Here is a 21,647-nt window from a genome sequence, read left to right as displayed (position 1 = left end):
GGTATGATCCGAACTACCAAATATATGATCCAAAACCAAAGGAATATGATCGGAAATCGTGAGGATATGATCCAAACGATGAAGGCCGACGACTACTGCTACCACCCAACTCTAACCAAAAAAAGAGCGCTGCCCCGCAGCACTCTTCCTAAACATCAACCTACCCCAAGCAAGTCCTTCAACTCATCTGTTGTAAGTTCGGTTATCCAGTTATCACTTGTGATAATTGCATCATTCAGCGATTGTTTTTTTTCTAGCATTTCGTCAATTTTTTCTTCCAAGGTTCCGCTTGATATGAGTTTGTGCACGTGTACGAATCGTTTTTGGCCGATTCGGTATGCGCGGTCGGTTGCTTGGTTTTCGACGGCTGGGTTCCACCAACGGTCATAGTGGATGACGTGGTTGGCGGCGGTTAGGTTGAGGCCGGTGCCGCCAGCTTTTAACGATAATATAAAGGTGCTATATTCTCCGCTTTGGAAGCCGTTGATCATTTTGTCGCGGTCGGCTTTGCGGATGCTTCCGTTTAGGAATAGCACCGGTTTTCCGGTTTTAGCTTCTAGTAGCTGCTTTAACATATTTCCCATGCGGATGTACTGGGTAAAGATGAGGCAGCTTTCACCCTGTTCATGGATGGTGTCAATTAGCTCCAACAGTTTTTGCATTTTCATGGAGCGCTCGATTAAGTGCTTAGGTTGCTCTTCTTTTAAGTACAAAGCTGGATGATTACAGATTTGCTTTAGTTTGTTTAGCATGAGTAAAATAAAGCCGCGCCGTTCGATGCCGGATAGATGTTTTACATTTGTTAAAGTATCCTGCACCATTTGCTCATAAAGTGCTGCTTGCTCGGTAGTGAGTGCGCAGTATTCTTTTTGTTCTTGTTTGTCAGGCAGATTGAGTGCGACATCTGGGTCCTGCTTCGTTCGGCGAAGAAGGAACGGGGAGATGAGGCGCTTTAGCTGCTGAATTTTTGCTTCGTCGCGGTCTTTTTCAATCGGTGCGACGAAACGACTTTGAAATGTAGATAGGCTGCCGAGATAGCCGCGATTTAAAAAGTCGAAAATGGCCCATAGCTCAGAAAGACGGTTTTCCATTGGTGTTCCGGTTAAGGCAACCTTGTGCCATGCATCCAATTTACGAACTGCCCGCGATTGCTTCGTTTGTGAGTTCTTTATGTTTTGGGCTTCGTCGATGATTACACTGCTCCATTTGTAAGAAGAAAGCTCTTCGCTATCTAAATTAGCAAGGGCATAGGACGTTAGGATGACGTCTTGACCGGTAAGTGATGGGAGAAAGTGTTCCCCGCGATCTCGGTTTGCGCCGTAATATAGACCGATGGATAAATCGGGTGCAAATCGTTCGAATTCTTTCTGCCAGTTGCCAAGTACAGATGTCGGCGCAATGACGAGTGCAGGTCCTTTTGCTAAGCCATGCTCTTTAATGTAGAGCAGGTAAGCGATGGTTGTTAATGTTTTTCCAAGTCCCATATCATCGGCGAGAAGTGCGCCAAAGCCAAGGTCACGTAGATAGAGAAGCCATTCGATGCCGACATGCTGATAAGGACGCAGTTCTGCATGTAAATTTTCAGGAATGCTACGAGATGGAATGTTTCCAACCTCTGTTAGGCGGGAGAGAACATTTTCATAATAGGCATCTAGTTCGATTTCAATTTCAGAAAACGGATTTTCGTCCTCATTGACTTGCTGCGACTCCGTACCGCGCAGGAGTTCTTGCTGCAGCAAATCTTTCATCTCTAAGCCGCGTCGCTCTGCTTTATTCATGAGCTTCTTCATTCGTTCGATAAATTCTGGATCGAGCTTAATCCACTGCCCATTTATATTGAGTAGATGGCGGTTTTGCTGCATAAGGGAACGAAATTCATCTTCAGAAAATTCGGCACCCTCTGTAGAAATACGCCAGTCGAATTCGACAATTGTATTCATGCCGAAGAAGGATTCCCCGTTACTTTTACTGTCTGCTTTTACTTTGGCGCGAAGAGAAAACTTCGTTGCTTTTAGCTGCTGCCACCAAGAAGGAAGGAGAATGTCGACCCCTGCAGCTAACAGCTCATTACTTGCTTCAGTAAGAAATTTCCACGCCTCGGATTCATATAATTCATGCCGAAGATCTCCTTCTTCGATAAGCCACGGCACAAGTTTTTCCCATCCATTGTACGTTTGGATAATGTTATCATAGTAGTTCTTCCACCGTTTTGGTAATGAGGCTTCGTCCGTGAAGACATACGTTTTTTGCCCGCGCTTTGGCTGCAGGATTGTCTCTAGCTTCCATAATTCGAATTCTTCCTGCGGTTCTAGTAGACGAAGTCCGATTGTGAAAGGTAAGTCATCTTCTAAATAACCGATTTTCGTTAGCCAATCTGCTTCATTTACCGCGATTGTAAGCAGCTTCTTTGCAAAGTATGGATGCTCAAATAAGCGTGCTGCCCGTTCCCATTCCTCATTTTGCGGTTCTTCGGATTGTAACGTTTCATTGATTGCTTGGGAAAAAAGAAGGGATAGCATAGGCTCAAGCTTTCCGGCTTGATGGGATGTCCAGGCTACTTCGTCGTTCCATCTGTCCATATCCGGGATAAAGCTGCTTTCTGTAAAATCGGTCCATAGCACTTGTGCTTGCTCATGGATGCGAGTAAGTTCTGGATCATAGGTAATTAGGGAAAAGGAGTTATGCGGCATTGTCGCGACGAACTCGAGCGCTTGCTTAGACGTAAGGAAAAACCCGTTTTTTCGGTCGTGATGGATTTCCTTTACGAATGTACCGAAGAAGGTTGTTGAATGCCATGTGAATGCATCATGCTGCCATATATAGGGTTCGATGATTTTCTTGTTGTCATTTTCTCCCCATAGGAACCAACCCTCAGGTAGTTGCTCGAGCCGAAGAGTAATATTATCTGTCATCATCGATTAACTTTCCTTTCCGTAATTCTTCTTGAAATGCACGCAGGCGGGAGAAGGTTTTGGATAACACCGTAATGTATGCATTCCATTCTGCCTGCCGCTTCAATTTTTTATAAAGAATGCGAAGGCGTTTTAAATACCGGACAGCGATGCGGTACGACTGTCTATTTTTTTGTTGTACGGTTTGCATGACCGCATGATGATAGAGAGGAAGCACAGCATCCTGCTCCTCTTTTTCGATTTCCTTTAATGTACCCCGCAAGGATTCAATCGTTTCATAGCCCATGAACATTTGGAGTTCCGTCCACGTACGGTACTGTTTTTTTTCTAGTAAATATTGATCGTATTCATAGAAACTATAGGGAAGAAGATCCTGGATCACCATTTCATAACCGGGCTCTTCATTGGTTTCTTCGGCAAATTGCGAATAGGTGGAAAGGTAGAAACGAACTAAATCTCGTTTTTTGTACACGTTTTCTTCTTTTTCTAAATAAATCTTCAGCTTTTGATAAGTAAAGGAAAGCCAATGTTTCACGCGATCCCATTCTAGCTTGGCGCAAACTTCATCTAACCAGTAGAAATATAATTCTACAAGTAGATAGGATTGCGAATCAAGTTGCTGCATAGCTACTTCATCTTGTCTTTGTAAAAAAGCAAGATGTGCATACGCTAACGTTTGTAAAAGCTGGTCTGGTTTCGTTGCAATGCGTGCTCGCTCTTCCTCTATCCATAAATCCCGGCGAAGCAATTCGTCCCAAATTTCACGATACAAAAAGAATCGTTCCTGTATGTAATCGGTGTAGGAAAAAAATAATGTATGAACGATTTGCCCAGTTGCAGTAAATATTTCATCGTATGCAAGTGGAATGGAATCACTCGCTAGTTTATGAATAATCATCGTGGCTTCCTCTACGAAACGCTGGGCAATCGAGGCTGGTTTATAGTATGAATGGATATGTTTGTTTTCAAAATCCTCCGCAATTTCAAGTAAGCGCTCAAAACAAAACAGAGCTGCATGTAATTCAAATAGTTCACGCAAAACAGCTACGCGCGGTGCCTTGCGCGTTAGTTTCATGTATAAATCTTCAAATAGGTTAATAAGAAGATATGATTGTCGAAATGGATATCGATTCTGCTCTGCAAGAAAAGAATCGAAGTCTCTTTGAAAATACGTATGCCAGCTGCTCGGATCCTTTTCCTCGTAAATAGAAGATTGCAGGAGCTGCTTTGCTGTTTTTAATTTAGGTAAAGTCGGCTTGTTCTTTTCCTTAAACCGCTTCATCACTTCTCCAACAAGACCAAAGCTTGCTGCTGTGTAAAATAAAACAGCAATCTCATGCTCACAATATCCATCTTGAAAGCAAGTGCAAACACTTCCATCAACGTTTGAAATGGGCAGTTCAACCGAACAAACGGTACCCTCACTGGACACGGTTCCCTTTAGCACATCATCTTCCAAGTACACATTATACACAAGACCCTGCCGATATAAATGTAACCCACTCGCCATCATCAACCGATCTGCCTCAGACGCTGGATCCATTCTTTCGATAATACGATCCACAATCTCCAGCACATCATCTTTACCAATTGAATCCTGTAACATAAAACTCCTCCATCGTCATTCCGCACTTTCATCTACTGTTGAGAATGAAAGAAATCCTTATCTTATCATTATAACCGAATTTACAAAGGAGTAGAAAAAAACGATGTAGATTTTTGGAAAGCCACTGAAAAAGTACTATGGTTTCAGTGGTCACATTCATGAGTTAGGAGGGGGACGATTTAGTAGGATTCGTGCCCGCCAGAGTGAAAAAAACTCTCTGACGGTAATGAACGGGAATCTCTTGTATTAAATTTTGTCGCTTAGTAAATGTAGGCAATAGTCCAAGTCTGCTTCTAAGTGTTGTTTCATAAGAAGTTCCGCAGATGCACCGTCTCTTGCTTTAATCGCTTCATATATTTTTTCATGTTCATCTATTAAAAAAGGTCGGTTGTAATACACAACGGTATGTCTAAATAAATATATGATGGATTGCATACGATCAATCATATTAATCATGACCGGATTATTACTTGCGTTTACAATGATGGCGTGAAAGTCTTCGTTCGCTTTCATAATTTCTTCAAGCGTTCCTTTTCTTCCGATTTCCACACATTCTTCAAGAGATTTCAATGCTGCTTCGTTAAGGTACATAGCAGCACATTTTGCTGAAAACCCTTCCAATAATATGCGAACTTGAAACATATTTCGCAAATCTTTTTCAGTTGGGCTTACTACCCTTTTATTTGAAATGAGCCCCTCTTGTTCTAATCTTCGAATCGATTCTCGGATTGGCGTTCGACTCACACCAAGTTCTGCTGCGAGTTTTTCCTCTACAATTTTGGTTCCATGTTCAATCTTACCATGTAGGATCATATCTCGAATCGTTTCATAGGATTGCTTATAAGCGAGACTTGTTTTTTCTATATTGTGTGACATATGATTCACCTCATTCTTGCTTTCTCTCACCTAAATTATATAGACAATACCAGTTTTATTCAAAGGTATTAGGCTGTTCAATCAACGTTTATTACGAAAAATAAAAATCTTTGTATACAAATTAATATAAATTGTATACAACATTTAACTTTATGTGTACAATATAGACATACTAAACAAGCAAGAGTGTGATTAAAGTAGCGTGTTTTGTAAGCGCTTGATTTATTGAAACTTACTACATGTAGAATTGGAGGAAATCATTTTGAATAAGAAAATTGGATTTATAGGGTTAGGGATTATGGGACGACCTATGTCATTAAATTTACTTAAGGCGGGCTACGATGTAACCGTTTACGATTTGAATAAAGAAGCAGTCGAAAATCTCGTTCAAGCAGGAGCTGCTGCGGCCAACTCTCCAAAAGAAGTAGGGGAGATGAGTGATTTCATTATTACGATGCTTCCGGCCTCTAAGCATGTACAGGAAGTTGTTTTAGGTGAAAACGGAGTGATACGCGGCGCCAAAGAAGGAACAGTCATTATCGATATGAGTTCGATTACTCCTGTTGTTTCGAAGCAAATTGCGAGTGAGGTTGCAAAAAAAGGTGTGGAAATGCTAGATGCGCCGGTGAGCGGCGGTCAGCCGAAGGCAATCGATGGTACGCTTGCTATTATGGTTGGTGGCAAGAAGGAAGTGTTTGAAAGTTCCCTACCTTTGCTTCACAGCATGGGAAAAGATGTTACCTTAGTAGGGGAAAATGGATGCGGCACAACTGCAAAATTAGCCAATCAAATTATCGTAAATTTAAATATTGCAGCGATGTCGGAAGCACTTGTACTTGCGGCAAAGGCTGGAATTGATATTGAAAAGATGTACCACGCAATCAGAGGAGGACTTGCAGGAAGCACGGTGCTCGATGCAAAGGTTCCGTTAATTCTGGATCGAAACTTCGTAGCAGGCGGCAGAATTGATATTAATCTGAAAGATATTACAAATGTGATGGAAACCGCACATGAAATGGATGTTCCGCTTCCACTCAGCAGTCAGCTTTTAGAAATCCTCCATGCCTTGAAGGTGGATGGAAAAGCGACGGATGACCATGGCGGTATCGTACAATATTATGAAAAACTTGCACATGTGGAAGTGGGGAGAGCATAAATGATGAGTACCCTTTCGCATCATGAAAAGAGAGTAGCAAAGGATGTTTTTAGTAGCATACCAGCAGTAGATATAGATCTTGTAAATAAAATGTATGAAAAAGAATTACTAGATTTAGATAAAAAAATTATCGTGCTCGATGACGATCCAACGGGTGTACAAACCATTCATGACATATCCGTCTATACAGACTGGTCGGTGGATAGTATTGAAAAGGGATTTCTCGAAAGCAATGCGATGTTTTTCATCCTTACGAATTCTAGAGGATTTACTGCAGCTGAAACAGAGAAGGTTCATAGAGAAATTGCTGCTACTATTTTAGAAGTTTCTAGTAAAGTAAAGAAAGACTTTATTATCATTAGCCGCGGCGATTCGACGTTAAGAGGTCATTATCCACTGGAAACAAGCGTCATCAAGGAAACGATCGAATCAAAATCAGATTATACGTTTGATGGAGAAGTTTTGCTACCGTTCTTTAAAGAAGGCGGCCGCTTTACGATTGATAATATCCACTATGTTCAGTACGGGGATGATTTGGTACCAGCTGGCGAAACGGAATTTGCAAAGGATCGAACATTTGGTTATACAAAATCGCATTTAGGTGAATGGATTGAGGAAAAATCAAATGGCGAATTTACGGCTGAACATACAACTTACATATCTCTAGAAAGTATTCGAGCGTTGGATATAGAAGCCATTACGAAGCAATTCCTTGCGGTGCACGATTTTAATAAAGTAGTAGTGAACGCAGTCGATTATGTGGATGTTAAAATTGTTACGATTGCTCTCATACGCGCCATCAAAGCAGGGAAACACTTTCTATATAGAAGTGCGGCGGCTTTAACGAAAGTACTTGGCGGTGTGAGCGACAAGGCATTATTAACGAGAGCTGAACTTATAAAAGAAGAAACCAATCATGGGGGACTTATCATAGTTGGCTCGCATGTAAAGAAGACTACTGAACAGCTCGAGGAGTTGAAAGCATGCAATTTCATTGAGTTTATTGAATTCAACTGTCATCTTGTCCTGCAGCCTGACCAGTTTCAAAATGAGATCAATAGAGTCGTAGAGACATGTGAACAGCTCATTGGCTCAGGCAAAACGGTAGCCGTTTATACAAAAAGAGAACGACTGGACCTAGGTGAAAATAAAAAGGAAGAAGAGCTTCTTCTTTCTGTGCAAATATCAGATGCAGTAACAAGTATTGTGCAAAGAATCAAAACAAGACCAAACTATATTGTAGCAAAAGGTGGCATTACATCAAGTGATGTCGGAACAAAAGGTTTGAAGGTACAACGGGCAACGGTTGCGGGCCAAATTAAGCCAGGCATCCCGGTATGGATAACGGGGGCGGAAAGTAAGTTTCCAGGCATCGCGTATGTTATCTTTCCAGGGAATGTCGGAACAAAGGATACATTAAGAGAAACAGTTGAATTGTTAAATAACTAAAAAACAAGGGTAGGATATAGTGATGGCTGTCTATATCCTACACCTTACTAAAATTTTATTGGGAAGAGGGACAGTATGCCAATATTTATTATTTGTGTAGGGATAGTATTGCTATTAGGGTTAATGATTGTTTTTAAAGTAAACGCTTTCATATCATTAATTATAGTTTCGTTAGCCGTTGCGATTATGGAAGGAATGACTCCTGTAGCAGCAATAGCCTCTGTGAAAGCAGGTTTAGGCGGAACGCTAGGAAGTTTAGCGCTTGTGCTAGGCTTTGGTGCGATGCTAGGAAAACTCATGGAAGATTCAGGAGGAGCGCAACGAATTGCTACCACACTGATTGCTACATTTGGAAAGAAACAAATCCAGACAGCAGCTGTTTTATCAGGCTTTATCGTAGGAATTGCACTATTCTATGAAACAGGCTTCATTGTATTAATCCCATTAGTATTTACCATTGCAACGGCAGCTGAACTACCTGTACTTTATATTGGCATGCCTGTCGTCGCAGCTTTGATTACGGCCCACGGATTTTTACCACCACATCCAGGTCCGACAGCGATTGCTGGAATCTTTCATGCGAACATAGGTAAAACATTACTATATGGCATTCCGCTTGCAGTGCCGGCAGTTATCTTAGCAGGTCCAGTTTATTCAAGATTCTTCAAAAAAGAAGAGTTGGAATGTAATATTCCGAAAGAACTCTTTAACCCGAAACAGTTCACAGAGGAAGAAATGCCGAGCTTTGGAATTAGCTTATTTACCGCAATCTTCCCAGTCATTTTGATGTCAATCCAAGCCTTTATTGAAATCTTTATACCGAAATCACCGTTACTACCTTTTGTTAATTTCGTAGGTGACCCTGCTGTTGCATTGCTCATCTCCATTATTATTGCGATCTTTACGTTTGGAATTAACCGAGGTAAGAAGATGCAAGACGTAATGAAATCCGTTTCCACCTCTGTTGCATCCATTGGGATGATCTTACTAATCATTGCAGGCGGCGGAGCGTTCAAACAAGTGTTAATTGACAGCGGAGTAGGGAAATACATTGCGAGTATGATGCATGGCAGCAGTTTATCACCGCTCCTATTGGCATGGTGCATTGCAGCTGTTTTGCGTATCGCACTAGGTTCAGCTACGGTAGCTGGTATGACAGCAGCCGGAATAGTAGCACCGCTTATCGGAGCAACTCATGTAAGCCCTGAACTTATGGTCTTAGCAATCGGTGCAGGAAGCTTAACATTCTCACACGTAAATGATGCAGGATTTTGGATCTACAAAGAATATTTCAATCTATCCATTGGGAAAACAATTAAAACGTGGTCTGTTATGGTTACCATAATTTCTTTGGTGGGACTAGCTGGCGTATTATTGTTAAACATGATTATAAAGTAATAGAAAATGAGAAAGCTATGATCAGCGAAACAACTGGTCATAGCTTTCTTTTGTATAACTAAAATAATAACTTATTAGCTTTATTTAACGGCTTTTTCGATTCATTTCCTTCAATCCCGAATATATTTCCGATGTATTTGACATACTCGTCAAATACAATGTGGCGGCCGTTTTTACTTTGCCACCAAGAATGAGGATCAAAACCAGGTGTGTCTACTGCAACATACGTGAAGGAAATGCCGGTACCTTGATACACTTTGTTAAAATTCATTTTTGTTCTTCTTGTATGAAAATTCGATGTTACAACGATAGCAGATTTCAAATGGTGTTTTGTCATAATTTCTTTTGTATAGAGAGCATTTTTATATGTACTATCTGCATTTGTTTCGAAAAATACGGAACGTTTTGGTACGTTTCTTGCGATGATATAAGCGTCCATATTATCTTCGTTTGCATTGGATAAAATTAAATACGGTGCATACTGTTGCTTATATAATTCAATTCCTTTTTGAATCCGATTTTCTCCGCCACTAAGCACGATAATGGCATCTGCCTTTTGCGGAGCTTCGTTTATTACTAAAAATGGTCCTATTACATAGCCGATTCCATATATTATAGTAAAAAGAATGAAGAGAACCATTACCCACACTACTTTTACATTCTGTAAAACACGCACCGTATCACCCCTATAGAGAGATTTTACTATATGTTAGGTAATAGTGGCTTGCATATTAGAAAGAATTAACAAAATAAAAACAACAATGTGTGAAAGATAAAGACTTGCTTTTTAAGTCAGTTAGTAAAACGCGATGAGAAAAAAACAATCGTACTATTTACGATTGTTTTTTTCTGGATTAACTTAAGTTATAAGCTTCAACTTGCTTGCAAATCTCATCAGCTGTATAACCGCTTGCTTCAATTACGGGGCCTTTTATAGAAGTGCTGCTAATACCCATTACATTTTGATGTTGCCCGGTAACTATGCAACAATCACAGCCTTGTATGTCATGTTCCGAACGTAATGGTATGACATCATATCCTTTTTCTTGTAACACTTGTTGTACATCACTTAGGGATTGTTCTACTCCAATACGTGCCATTTTCTCACCTCCTACCATCAGTAATGTGCATCATTTGTAAGAAAATATGCAAAGTAAATGGAGTAGATGTAGAATTGTTGATTTTGAATAAAGTCTGGTCGTTTACAAAAAATACTGTACATACGGATCAGACAAAATGGCATCAATTAGAGGGCTGGTTTTATTTTCGTAACGATAATCGGTATCTTTTAAAAATGGCTTTTGTGCACCTTTGATAGAGCCATATTGCTTAATTTCATAACGTTTGTTTTCTCCCTCTATTTGTATAACGAGCTTATAGCGAGTATCGTCGCCACGCAGGGAGAAGTCGATGGAGATGGCTGTATGTATGATTCCGTTCTCTTCATACGAGTGCTTGCGCGGAGTTCCAACCCAGTCTGGTTTGATATCATCGACATGCATGGTAGTATAGCTCCTTTTTCTATCTATTATATACAAAACGAGCAATCCCCCACAAATAAGAAGGATTGCTCGTTCGGCTATTGTAATATACGTACGGTTACTGTTTTGCGGCCCCATTGATTTGCTTGGTTAATAGAAGGCATTAATACATCAATTCGATTGCCTTTAATCTTGCCACCTGTGTCGCCGGCAATGGCTTCTCCGTAACCTTCCACCCATACTTTCGTTCCGAGTGGAATGACTTTTGGATCGACAGCAATCAACTTCATGCTTGGATTTTTTGTAATATCATATCCCGCTGCGGTTAGATCGCTATTGCCTGCTTCACTTGCACAATAAGCAGTTGCAACAACTTGCAATTCTGTAGCAGCCTTTACTTCTGGCTGTGCTTGAATGGTTCTTTTTTCATTTCCACTTGCTCGTTGTAGGGTTTGCATCGGTTGTTCATAGGTGAATGTATTTTTAATCGGAGCATGGATGCCCGTTGCTTGTTGGATTGTTAATCCGTCTGTATTTACCAAAGTTGATGCATTGGCAGAAGCTGAAAATAACCCGATTCCAAATATAGCTCCTGTTATAATCGTAAGTAATTTTTTCATATACATACCTCCTTGTAACGTGCTACGTGCCAATGATAGCAGAATACGAACTCCCATCGGTCGTTATCATACAATTAAAACAGAAATGTAATCTGGTGTAATTTCTTGTAATAAGTAACAAATTGAGAAATATCATGTGAGCGCAGCCCTATCATAGGCTAATCTGCTCCATTAGAAGATGCAGATGATGTCTATTTCCGGAGAAATAATAGGAATGATGTAATATACCTGTCTTTTTTGTCATGAATACGATTTGCAAGAGGAGTTCAATCAAATCTATGAAGAAATCGTTACAAATCTAGTAATTTTTCGTGAAATAGAGGTTGTCTTCATTGCTAATATACGATATAATTAATTTTGGAAGCGGTTACACATTGACTCGTCTTATATAGGAGTGGGAACACATCTATGAAAAGATACGAACGAAAATGGAAACATATTTGTTTGAAGCGTCAAGCTACTGTGCACCGCGAGCATGCATCAATTGATTTACAAAAAGCTGAGAAGACGGAAATCGAACGGAAGAAGTCTTCTGCTGCTTATAGAGAATGATACATCGGTCGTAGATTGGTTGGGGAGCCAATTCGAAGGACATGAACGTGAGAAACTAATGGGGTATGTTTTATATATGAAGAAAAGCAGAGATTGGGGAATCTCTGCTTTTTTCATTTTTCAAAAAGAATCTGGAAGCACTGCAAGGTAGAACCCTAATTAGCAGAAATATCAAACAAATAGTATAATAATAAGATTAAAAATTCCTATTATTTAAAGGTATGTAAAATTAAGATGTGGGAGGTTTTCTTGTGAGCAGGAGTTTTCTTATTTTGCATGGTCTTGGCGGAAGTGGTCCTGACCATTGGCAAACATGGCTTAATCATGAACTAATAAAATATGGTGAGAAGGTCTATTATCCCGACTTCCCGGAACCAGATCATCCTATGAAAAACGATTGGCTAGAGCGCCTCTCCATGATTCTTTCGGAAATTCCAGAAGATGATGAATTGATAGTGGTTGCCCACAGCTTAGGTTGCATTTTATGGTTGCATTATGCAACATCGTCTCCTAAAAGAAAGGGGAAAAAAGCAATACTTGTAAGTCCTCCTTCCCTACATACAGATTTTGAAGCAGTGAACACCTTTTTTCCACTGCCTGCTAGATTATCTGATATCACAAACGGGGCAGAAAAAACAGTTATCATTCAATCATCCAACGATCCTTACTGCTGCATAGAGGATACAATATATTATCAAAATTTAGGGATTCCACATATCACTCTACCTAAAATGGGACATATCAATACAGAGTCAGGTCAAGGACCTTGGCAGTTGATACTAGATTTGAGTTTAAAAGAATCAATTGCTCTAATCTAGGTAACCAAATTATGAAGTACAAAAGAGAGGATATCTATTGTTTGAGCCCTGGTCAAGTAGGTTCGGATCGTATCAGTATGGTTTTGGATCATATCCGAGGGGATTCGGATCATAAAGTATGGGAGTTGGATCGTATTTCATGGGGAACAGCTTGTTTGAGCTATGGTCAAGTAGGTTCGGATCGTATCGGCATGATTTTGGATCATATCCGGGGGGATTCGGATCATATTTCATACGGAACAGCTTGAAAAAACAAAAGAAGCTAACTATCCATGAATAGATAGTTAGCTTCTTTTTTTCATTCTTTAATACGGCTTTGAATAACCAAGGAAGTGGGCACTCCAGTATGAGTTATTTACAGAAGAAACGGCAACCCCGTTATCTGCTGCACTGATAAAGCTTCCATTTCCAAGATAAATACCCATGTGAGAGGCTCCGTTTGTGTTATACGTGCCTTGGAAGTATACGAAATCGCCTGGTTGTGGGTTATTTGTTTTCGTAAAACTGTTCCAATAACTATTTGCGCTTTGGCGTCCGAATGAGAAGCCAAATTTGTGGTAAACGTAATAAATAAAACCACTGCAATCAAAGCCGTTTGGCGTTGTTCCACCATATACATAAGGTGTACCTTCTAATGATTTTGCATAAGATAGCAATGTTGACACATTAGAAGATGGAGTTGCTTGGCTTTGCGCTGGTGCCTGTGTTTGTGCCTTTGCCGGTGCAGGAGCTTGCGTTTGTGCTTGTGCAGGTGCTGCTGTTTCCGTTTTGGCTGGGGCAGGGCTGGCTTGTACTTGTGCCGGAGCCGGACTTTGCGCTTGCGCACTTGTATCTACTTTTGTTTCAGATACAAAGTTTTGTCCGATATAGCCGGTTTGTCCGTTGTACGTAATTTTCAACCAACCGTTTTCACTGCCGGTTACTTGTACTTTGTCGCCAAGTGATACAGAGCCGATTGCATCGAATTGTGTACCAGCACCGCTTCTAACGTTTAACGAGCTTGTCGTTACGTAATAATCGCGCACAGTTGCTGTTTGTTCCTTCACTGCAGGTTTTGCTTGAACGGCTTGCGTGCTATCAGTCTTTGCCTGAACAGTTGGCGTACTTTCCGCCTTTGCTTGTTCTTTTGCTTTTACCGTAGCTTTTGCGACTTCAACTGGCGTTTGGGATACATAATTTTTGTTAATATAGCCGGTTTGTCCGTTATAGGTAACTTTTAACCAGCCGTTTTCTGTGCCAGTTACTTGTACTTTGTCACCGTGCGAAATCGTGTTTACAACATCAAACGTTGCACCAGCGCCGCTTCGGATGTTAAGGCCATCTGCGGTTACATAATAATCAGTTGTAGTAGGTACAAATTTTACATATTTTGCACTGACATATCCATCCTTGCCATTTCGATTAATTTTGTACCAACCGTTTTCGATGCCGGTTACTTGAAGCGTTTGTCCTTGCATCACACCTCCGGTCACTGGATAATAGGTTGCTGCTCCTGTCCGAACGCGTAAGGAGGCAACATCTACTATGTAACTACCATTTTGGTCAACGGACTGCAAAGTTTGCGGCGTGGTATCTTCATTTGTGCGAGATACATAGTCTTTGCTAACGTAGGCCGTTTGCCCCTCGTATGAAATTTTATACCAATCTTGTACTTCACCTAAGATATCGACCACTTCGCCTCTTGATAAACCACCAATGACGTCATGATTTGTACTTGGACCTGTTCGAACGCGTAGGGAAGATACAGTCACTTTATAATCGTTATCTGGCTTCGCGGCATTTTCTGTTACGAAATCTTTGCTAACATAAGCCGTTTGCCCGTTATATTGTACTTGATACCAACCTTGCACCTCTCCAAGAACCTTGATCGCATCTCCTTGCATCACGTGACCGAGAATTTCATCTGTCGTACTCGGACCTGTTCTGACATGAAGAAGATCTGCTTGTACCGTAAAACTATGTGTGGATGTTTCTGCTGAGACAGGGGCAGTTTGTACTTCAGGCGCGGCCTGTGCTACATCTGCGACTGCTCCCCCTACAACAGATACTGCTGCAATGCTGGCGAGAACATTTTTCATTATTTTATTACGATCCTTTCTATTATACTTTTTTACTAAAATATTGGGTTCCACCCCTAGAAAATACTAGAATAGCTATCTCTAAGAGTCAATATACATTGAATAATTGGTATATATAAACGAATGCTGATAAAATGCGTTTTCTACCATCTCGAACATAAAAATGAAGAAGTTGGACAAACTATTTTAAAATAGAAATTTCATGGAGTGATTCGTATGGAAACAAGGGGAAGAGGAAGGAAATAGAGCAAATGAAAAAGTGATTTCTGAGAAAAATGGTAGCTGTAGGCATTCATTTATCTTACATTTTTTAGCTGAAATTGGGTATCAAACAATGTGATAGAGAGGATGAAAATATGCATAATGTTTTCCTGAAAGTGAACCTATTTATAATTATGCTCCTGGCATGCACAAATGTGGGTGCGGCTGCTGAAACATCATCTGTACTGTGGTACCAAACATCAGGAGAGGCAAGAGCGCTATATTATCAAGGCTTTCAGCTTGGAAAAATGAAGCTGCTGGAAGCCATTCGAGATAAACCAAAGGAGCAGAAAAAGCCACTTGCTGTTGTGCTCGACCTGGATGAAACCGTATTCGATAACAGCCCTTTTTTAGCCAAAGCTATTCTTACAGAAACAAAGGCGTACCTACTTTGGAACGATTGGGTTCGGCAAGCAAAGGCTACCGCTCTCCCAGGAAGCATTGATTTTCTAACCTATGCAGATGGAAAGGGAATCAACATTTACTATGTGAGCAATCGTAATATTGCGTACATGGACGCCACGCTTGAAAATTTAAAGCGAATCGGTGCACCTCAAGCAACAAAGGAGCATGTACTGCTGCAGGTAAATGAAAAAGGAAAGGAAGCACGCCGGCAATTTCTTGCTGCCAAGCATACAATTACTCTCTATTTTGGTGACAATATCAATGACTTTCTAGCACTTGACGGTGAATCTGTAGCGAAGCGAAACGAAGCCGTTGATCAAAATCGAATGAAATTCGGACAAAATTTTATCATCTTTCCTAATCCAATGTACGGTGACTGGGAACAGGCGTTATATAACTATGAGATGAAGACAGAAGAGGAAAAACAAAAATTGCAACAATCTTACTTACGGCCGTATTAGGGTGGAGAGGGCCGAGATGTATCATCATCCGAACCATCTATATAGGAGAAAACTAAATGAATAAAGCTCTGCTTTAATAAAATGTTGAAATATTATAAAAATTACGGGTGAATAGTGTTCACCTGTAAAGACGTTTATATTATCCCATTTTGATGTAGGCAATACCAAATATTAATTACTAATGCGATACATGTCACTGCTATAATGCCAACTGTTAAAGGTAATGTTATTTTTAGGGAACGTTTTACAATTATATAAAATATAATAGCATCATTTAATGCAACAACTAATACACTTCTAATAATAAGTTCTGTTAAAATATTCATAGTATCAACTCCTTTTTATAAAATATCATAATAACGATATAATATGTTACAGTTAATCTATACTTTAATTATATCACCAATTTTTATACAAATATCGGTTTTCTTTAACATACATTTAGCATTTAAGCCAATTATCTAATGTTTTCTTGCTCTTGTAGGTTGCTGAATTAGTGAAGAAGTCAGTAAAAGTCTTTCTACAATATTTACAAATTAAAAAAGCCCACAATTTGTGGGTTTTTCTAGTATTGTTGTCTTCCTACTTAGGTTATAAATCTTTATCAGTGAAACATAACCCAGCTTATTCCCCAATACTCTCCTCAAACGCAACCTGCAGCTGTTTCGAAATCGGTCCCAGCGTGCCGCCTCCAACCGTTACTCCGTCTAGCTGAATCAAAGGCGTAACCTCGATGCCGGTTGACGTAAAGAAGCATTCATCGGCCTCAAGTACATTTGCTACTTCAAATTCTTCTTCTTTTACCGGAATAGATAGCGCTTCGGCAAGAGATAGGACATGTTGGCGCGCGATGCCGTTTAAAATGAGATTATCAGCAGGATGCGTGTATAGTGTGCCGTCCTTCACAAAGAAGAAGTTCGATGAGCTTCCTTCGGTTACGATGCCATTTCCGCGTACAAACAGCGCTTCGTCGTAGCCGGTGCGCTCTGCATTCGTGCGAGCAAGTACGTTTGGAAGCAGGTTTAACGATTTAATATCACAATGCAGCCAGCGAATGTCCTCTACGGTGCATGCTTTAATACCCGTTTGCATCTTTGCAACAGGACGTTCCATTTTTCCAACATATGCATAGAATGTGCCCGTTAATTCGTCAGAATAATGATGGTTGCGCGGTTGAACTCCGCGGGAAATTTGCAAATACACATAGCCAGAACCAGTAAATTGATTCTTCTTTACAAGTTCATACAAGGAATGAATGAGCTCATCCTTTGTGAAAAACGGGTGGATATCAATAGCGTTCATTGAGCGATACAACCGAGAAAGATGAGGCTCCAGTAAATGAAAGGCCCCGTCATAGATACGAATGACTTCATAAATGCCATCGCCAAATTGAAGACCACGATCTTCTATCGAAATAGAAGGCTGCTCCACTCTTGTGTCCATAAAGGTAGATCCAAATAATATAATTGGTTCCATAATGCGTCTCTCCTATCTTTATATATACTATAAGCATTTGCGAAAGAAACGATAATACCTTCTTTTTTGACAAAAAAAAACAACGCTTTTTATGGAAACAGCGTTGAAAGGAAAAGTGCTAAATTTGGAGGGTAGCACCTTTATGAATTACTTGTAGTATACAGGCATGATGTGAACTTTGTGTTAATTTCCTGTGTTATTTGCTTGTTTTTAAATAGATGGTTTATGCTAGAAAGAAGCACGTTTACATAGGGGAATATAGTAAAAGAGAGGACTGATATGATGGAACGCGTGCAACTAACAGAGAATGTTTCCTTTTCTCGTATGGTGCAAGGGTTTTGGCGTTTAGCCGATTGGAATATGAGTAAGGATGACATTCTTACGTTTATGGAGCAATGTATTGAGCTTGGCATTACGACGTTTGACCATGCAGATATTTACGGGGATTATTCATGTGAAGCCTTATTTGGCGAAGCGTTAAAACGAAAGCCTTCGCTAAGAGACTCCATGCAGCTTGTTACGAAATGCGGAATCAAGCTACTATCGGAAAAATATCCAGACCGTACAGTGAAGCATTATGATACAAGCAAGGAGCATATCCTTGCGAGTGCAGAAGCTTCTTTGCAAAAGCTTGGAACGGATCATGTGGACTTGCTTCTCATTCATCGCCCCGATCCATTTATGGATCCATCCGAAGTGGCAGAAGCATTCACGAAGCTGAAACAACAAGGAAAGGTATTAGCATTTGGGGTATCGAACTTCTTACCATCGCAGTTTGATATGCTAAGCAGTTACCTCGACTTCCCGCTCGTGACGAATCAAATTGAACTATCCGTCATGCAGCTCGAACACTTCGCAAACGGAACGATTGATAAATGTCAGGAAAAAAGAATTCCACCAATGGCGTGGTCACCGCTTGCAGGAGGTCGTTTGTTCAGCGACACTTCAAGAGAAGTTCAGTTCTTGAAAAATGATTTATCGAAAGTAGGAAAAGAAATCGGAGCTAAATCGATGGACCAAGCGATGTACGCCTGGTTACTTGCCCACCCAGCATGCATCATGCCAATCACTGGGTCCGGAAAAATCGAACGTGTTCGGTCTGCAGTAGAAGCAACAAAGCTTACCATGAACCGTCATCAATGGTTTGAAATTTATGAATCAGCGGTCGGACATGAGGTACCTTAATGTACGATTGAAAGAAGCTACTTAATGAGGTAGCTTTTTTCTTTGTTCGAAATTATATGCAAGCAAAATATTTTTACTATAAAAGATTTAACAGGAATGGTAAAATATATAATATTCCCTCTTTTTTAACACATTCTGCAGAACTATATCTCCTCTTAGGTTGTCAACTAGAATTGAACTTGAAGCCTAGGATAAAGGAAACAATCATTTTTGTATAGTAATTAGGTGAAGACAATGACAAAACTAAAAGTATTGCTTACAACCGAAGGGACATATCCGTTTCATCAAGGTGGTGTGATATTTTAGTCAAAAAATTAGATAAGGTCGATTATGTATTATACAGTGTTATAACGGATCCATTTATTACACAAAAATTTGAACTTTCTAAATCGGCTCAACTAGTTAAGGTCCCTTTATGGGGGACAGATGAATCGTGCGAGCATTTACCTGATCCATTTGCCCTTGTCTACTTAAAAAAGAAAAGATCAACGATGAAAGTGGTTCAAAGCTTATTTATTCCAATATTTCTAAAGTTAGTTCAGGAAATAATAAGTCCTCAAAAAAATCCCGAAATGTTCGGAAATATTTTATTGCAAATGTATCGTTATTTTCAAGAATATGAATATAAGGAGACATTTAAATCTGAATTGGTTTGGAATGAGTATAAGTCATTCATACTGAAGGCTGCTAATCATTCAGACCTGACATTGTCTGACCCCGATATATACGGATTAGTACAAAGTTTAGGATGAGTGTATCAATTTTTAAATATTGTAAATACACCGGTCCCGAAAACAGTGTAAGTCATGCATCAGCCGCCTTCTGCGGAATCCCTTGTGTCATTGCAAAGTTGGAACATGGGGTGTATTTAAGAGAGCAATATTTATCCCTATCAAAAAGAAATCTGCCAGCTTTTTTGAACACCTTTTTAATTCGGTTTATTCATTCCATTACAACTTTAAATTTTTTCTATGCAGATCAAGTTTCGCCGGTCTGTCATTATAATACAAAGAAGCAATCGGGCAATTTCGGTTGGCAATAAATGTGGATCCTCGTTCGCCGGCAGCATTTGTTTATTCTTCGGAAATTGTGAAATCATACCATTGTTTAGGCGAATATAGTAAGGCCATTGAAGAAATGGATAAACTACAGCATTTTATTCAAACACAACAAAAATATCAGTATGAAAACATAACGTAACCAGGAGGTGAGGAAAATGGATATGGAAAGAACCATTTATAAAAAATATGCTCTCATCGGATATGATGCAAAGGACGTACGCACCTATATTCAATCTCTACTTGCATCCGAAAAAGAAGAATATAATCTCCTAAAAGAGAAAGTACAGCATGAAAGGGAAGAAAATCAAAGACTCCTTGAAGAGTTGGAACGAAAAGAACAGATTCCGCCAATGAATCCAAATGCTGAAGAAATAAATGGAATTCTTATGGATCTTTTTGCGAATCACACTCAATCTATTTTGGATCTAAAAAATGAGTTGCAAGAAAAGGAAAAACAACTAGTACAGCAATTGAAGATAAAAACACAACAAAGAGAAATGTCTAAAAATCGGATAAAAGAGGCTCCCGCGTATTTCAAGGCTATGACGGAAAAATCATTCGAAATAGAGAAGGAGCTCAAGGATAAATGAAAAAACGAATGTTTGGAATACGAAAAGGTCCAGTAGACAAGTTGGTTGCCAAGCTGAAATGGGATTTTCTATCGCAAAAAAACGAACTTGAATATGAGCTACAGACTATTAAAAATGAAAACAAACAACTTCAAAATAGATTACAGGAGCTTAATAAAAAGTCTTATTCTTATCAAGAGGATTTGTGGAATTTTGGAAAAGAACGAATACAGAAGGTTATTTATCATTTGAGTAAACAAAAAGAAATTGAAATGGCGGAACTGCGAAAGATATATGCACAGCGGATGCAACGTAATCATCAACAATTACAGCATGTCATGCAAGAGATTGAGGAAAACGAACAATTTCTTCAGAAAATGTTAGATCACTTGACTTCTATGGTGGAACAAGCAAACTTTTATTCCAACTCCGATCAGAGGGATGATGATAGAAATCATCCATTTCCTAGTCAAATAGATGAGCAGGAAAGTAGTGTAACAACGATTGCCATGCAATATGAATTGGAAATGCAGATACAGGAACAAGAGGATGAAAATAAGGATGCACAAGTTCTTGTGCAAGAAAATAAAAAAGAAGTTGCGCCAGAACATGTACAAAATAATCTGGAGCCATCACTAACGGATACAACCAATTCTATTGAGGGAGTTTCCTCCTATTCGATGAAAAAGAACGTTCCAAAAGGTTAAATGAATCCTTTTGGGCGTTTTTTTATTTGTGAATCGAGAACCAATGGTAAGGTGGGTTGTTACTTTTCATTTATTTTGACGTATGTTTTTCAATTAAAATAGCAAGTAACAGAAATAAGCCATGTTACTTGCCTATTACAAGAATACTCTTTGCCGTATCAATAACATCTTTATTGATACTCGATAGATGATTAATTTTCATGATTCGTTCAATTTGAGCAAGTATTCGATCTAGTATGCGAAAGTTCCCACGTGTTACACGAATTAACTCTCGCATTACCTCATAGTTTCAAAATGATCCATTCCCTTATAATTACTGAGCTCTCTTAAGCGGTTTTCTAAAATAAATTGTAATTCATCTTCTTCCACCATCTTAAACAGCAGTATAGTGCAAGAAGGAATCCCTGCGTTTTCAGTAGAAAATAGTTTGGTGAACTTTAGAAACACCTCTGCTACAACAATTTCTTTAGCGCTTGATTTTGGAATCCGAAAGGGAAAGGTTAAAATAGCTACATAAGGACTTAGATAAATGCGATTTTCACTATAAGCTAAATTTTAAAAAATACTTGCTATAAA

Annotated in this window: 21 protein-coding genes and 2 pseudogenes; 12 read left to right on the top strand and 11 right to left on the bottom strand. The window is 39.6% G+C overall.

Features of this window, described 5'->3' with window-relative positions:
- Positions 1-155: 155 nt before the first annotated feature.
- The 3 genes from ACAN53_RS12970 to ACAN53_RS12960 form a co-directional block, all read right to left on the bottom strand.
- A complete protein-coding gene (locus ACAN53_RS12970) occupies positions 156-2,915 on the bottom strand; it encodes a DEAD/DEAH box helicase (RefSeq protein ID WP_379970537.1) in 2,760 nt (919 codons plus the stop codon).
- Positions 2,902-4,518, bottom strand: a complete 1,617-nt coding sequence (locus ACAN53_RS12965; RefSeq protein ID WP_379970536.1) for an SWIM zinc finger family protein — start codon at positions 4,516-4,518, stop codon at positions 2,902-2,904. The genes ACAN53_RS12970 and ACAN53_RS12965 overlap by 14 nt, the downstream gene beginning before the upstream one ends.
- Before the next feature lie 246 nt (positions 4,519-4,764).
- On the bottom strand, positions 4,765-5,394 hold the full coding sequence (locus tag ACAN53_RS12960; protein ID WP_379970535.1) for a GntR family transcriptional regulator: 630 nt from the start codon (positions 5,392-5,394) through the stop codon (positions 4,765-4,767).
- 262 nt (positions 5,395-5,656) lie between these two features.
- On the opposite strand from ACAN53_RS12960, the gene garR reads away from it, so the two are divergent.
- From garR to ACAN53_RS12945, 3 genes are all read left to right on the top strand, one after another.
- On the top strand, positions 5,657-6,550 hold the full coding sequence (gene garR / locus ACAN53_RS12955) for a 2-hydroxy-3-oxopropionate reductase (protein WP_379970534.1): 894 nt from the start codon (positions 5,657-5,659) through the stop codon (positions 6,548-6,550).
- 3 nt (positions 6,551-6,553) lie between these two features.
- The gene (locus tag ACAN53_RS12950; RefSeq protein WP_379970860.1) at positions 6,554-7,999 is read left to right on the top strand and encodes a four-carbon acid sugar kinase family protein; all 1,446 of its coding nucleotides are present in this window, start codon (positions 6,554-6,556) and stop codon (positions 7,997-7,999) included.
- Between the two features lie 75 nt (positions 8,000-8,074).
- Positions 8,075-9,397 (top strand): gluconate:H+ symporter, encoded by a 1,323-nt coding sequence (locus tag ACAN53_RS12945; RefSeq protein WP_379970533.1) that lies wholly within the window; start codon positions 8,075-8,077, stop codon positions 9,395-9,397.
- A gap of 58 nt (positions 9,398-9,455) precedes the next feature.
- On the opposite strand, the gene ACAN53_RS12940 is transcribed toward ACAN53_RS12945, so the two are convergent.
- The 4 genes and pseudogenes from ACAN53_RS12940 to ACAN53_RS12925 form a co-directional block, all read right to left on the bottom strand.
- A complete protein-coding gene (locus ACAN53_RS12940; RefSeq protein WP_379970532.1) occupies positions 9,456-10,073 on the bottom strand; it encodes a YdcF family protein in 618 nt (205 codons plus the stop codon).
- A 178-nt stretch (positions 10,074-10,251) separates the two neighbouring features.
- Positions 10,252-10,497: a YkuS family protein gene (locus tag ACAN53_RS12935; RefSeq protein WP_379970531.1), complete on the bottom strand. Its 246-nt coding sequence runs from the start codon at positions 10,495-10,497 to the stop codon at positions 10,252-10,254.
- A gap of 102 nt (positions 10,498-10,599) precedes the next feature.
- Positions 10,600-10,899 carry a DUF3910 family protein gene (locus ACAN53_RS12930; RefSeq protein ID WP_379970530.1) on the bottom strand — a complete coding sequence of 100 codons (300 nt, stop codon included), beginning with the start codon at positions 10,897-10,899 and terminating at the stop codon, positions 10,600-10,602.
- A gap of 77 nt (positions 10,900-10,976) precedes the next feature.
- Positions 10,977-11,288 (bottom strand): annotated as a pseudogene (locus tag ACAN53_RS12925) (3D domain-containing protein); the annotation flags it as partial.
- Between the two features lie 618 nt (positions 11,289-11,906).
- On the opposite strand from ACAN53_RS12925, the gene ACAN53_RS12920 reads away from it, so the two are divergent.
- The 3 genes from ACAN53_RS12920 (at position 11,907) to ACAN53_RS12910 (ending at position 13,116) form a co-directional block, all read left to right on the top strand.
- Positions 11,907-12,050 (top strand): hypothetical protein, encoded by a 144-nt coding sequence (locus tag ACAN53_RS12920; protein ID WP_379970529.1) that lies wholly within the window; start codon positions 11,907-11,909, stop codon positions 12,048-12,050.
- A gap of 251 nt (positions 12,051-12,301) precedes the next feature.
- Complete coding sequence (locus tag ACAN53_RS12915) at positions 12,302-12,868, top strand: RBBP9/YdeN family alpha/beta hydrolase (RefSeq protein ID WP_379970528.1); 567 nt, start codon at positions 12,302-12,304, stop codon at positions 12,866-12,868.
- A gap of 11 nt (positions 12,869-12,879) precedes the next feature.
- Entirely contained in the window at positions 12,880-13,116 is a 237-nt protein-coding gene (locus tag ACAN53_RS12910) for a hypothetical protein (RefSeq protein ID WP_379970527.1), read from the top strand.
- A 57-nt stretch (positions 13,117-13,173) separates the two neighbouring features.
- On the opposite strand, the gene ACAN53_RS12905 is transcribed toward ACAN53_RS12910, so the two are convergent.
- Positions 13,174-14,946, bottom strand: coding sequence for an SH3 domain-containing protein (locus ACAN53_RS12905; RefSeq protein ID WP_379970526.1), 1,773 nt, complete (start codon positions 14,944-14,946; stop codon positions 13,174-13,176).
- A gap of 356 nt (positions 14,947-15,302) precedes the next feature.
- Between ACAN53_RS12905 and ACAN53_RS12900 the strand changes: the two genes are divergently transcribed.
- Entirely contained in the window at positions 15,303-16,073 is a 771-nt protein-coding gene (locus tag ACAN53_RS12900) for a 5'-nucleotidase, lipoprotein e(P4) family (RefSeq protein ID WP_379970525.1), read from the top strand.
- Positions 16,074-16,207: 134 nt separating this feature from the next.
- On the opposite strand, the gene ACAN53_RS12895 is transcribed toward ACAN53_RS12900, so the two are convergent.
- The 3 genes and pseudogenes from ACAN53_RS12895 to dat all read right to left on the bottom strand — a co-directional run bounded on the left by ACAN53_RS12895 (position 16,208) and on the right by dat (position 17,549).
- Positions 16,208-16,399, bottom strand: a complete 192-nt coding sequence (locus ACAN53_RS12895; RefSeq protein ID WP_379970524.1) for a hypothetical protein — start codon at positions 16,397-16,399, stop codon at positions 16,208-16,210.
- Between the two features lie 105 nt (positions 16,400-16,504).
- Positions 16,505-16,610, bottom strand: a pseudogene (locus tag ACAN53_RS12890) (IS1595 family transposase); the annotation flags it as partial.
- 87 nt (positions 16,611-16,697) lie between these two features.
- On the bottom strand, positions 16,698-17,549 hold the full coding sequence (gene dat / locus ACAN53_RS12885) for a D-amino-acid transaminase (protein WP_379970523.1): 852 nt from the start codon (positions 17,547-17,549) through the stop codon (positions 16,698-16,700).
- A 282-nt stretch (positions 17,550-17,831) separates the two neighbouring features.
- Between dat and ACAN53_RS12880 the strand changes: the two genes are divergently transcribed.
- The 5 genes from ACAN53_RS12880 to ACAN53_RS12860 all read left to right on the top strand — a co-directional run bounded on the left by ACAN53_RS12880 (position 17,832) and on the right by ACAN53_RS12860 (position 21,071).
- Positions 17,832-18,734 (top strand): aldo/keto reductase, encoded by a 903-nt coding sequence (locus ACAN53_RS12880; RefSeq protein ID WP_379970859.1) that lies wholly within the window; start codon positions 17,832-17,834, stop codon positions 18,732-18,734.
- Positions 18,735-19,482: 748 nt separating this feature from the next.
- Positions 19,483-19,776, top strand: coding sequence for a DUF3492 domain-containing protein (locus tag ACAN53_RS12875; RefSeq protein WP_379970522.1), 294 nt, complete (start codon positions 19,483-19,485; stop codon positions 19,774-19,776).
- On the top strand, positions 19,767-19,934 hold the full coding sequence (locus tag ACAN53_RS12870; protein ID WP_379970521.1) for a hypothetical protein: 168 nt from the start codon (positions 19,767-19,769) through the stop codon (positions 19,932-19,934). Before ACAN53_RS12875 ends, ACAN53_RS12870 begins: the two co-directional genes overlap by 10 nt.
- 16 nt (positions 19,935-19,950) lie before the next feature.
- Complete coding sequence (locus ACAN53_RS12865) at positions 19,951-20,385, top strand: hypothetical protein (RefSeq protein ID WP_379970520.1); 435 nt, start codon at positions 19,951-19,953, stop codon at positions 20,383-20,385.
- Positions 20,382-21,071, top strand: coding sequence for a GumC domain-containing protein (locus ACAN53_RS12860; RefSeq protein ID WP_379970519.1), 690 nt, complete (start codon positions 20,382-20,384; stop codon positions 21,069-21,071). The genes ACAN53_RS12865 and ACAN53_RS12860 overlap by 4 nt, the downstream gene beginning before the upstream one ends.
- The last annotated feature ends 576 nt before the right edge of the window (positions 21,072-21,647 follow it).

Origin of the sequence: Ectobacillus soli, assembly GCF_042610425.1 — a bacterium.
Lineage (GTDB): Bacteria > Bacillota > Bacilli > Bacillales > Bacillaceae_G > Ectobacillus.
Note: the sequence above shows the minus strand (reverse complement) of the source record. Positions and strands in the feature narration are given on the sequence as shown.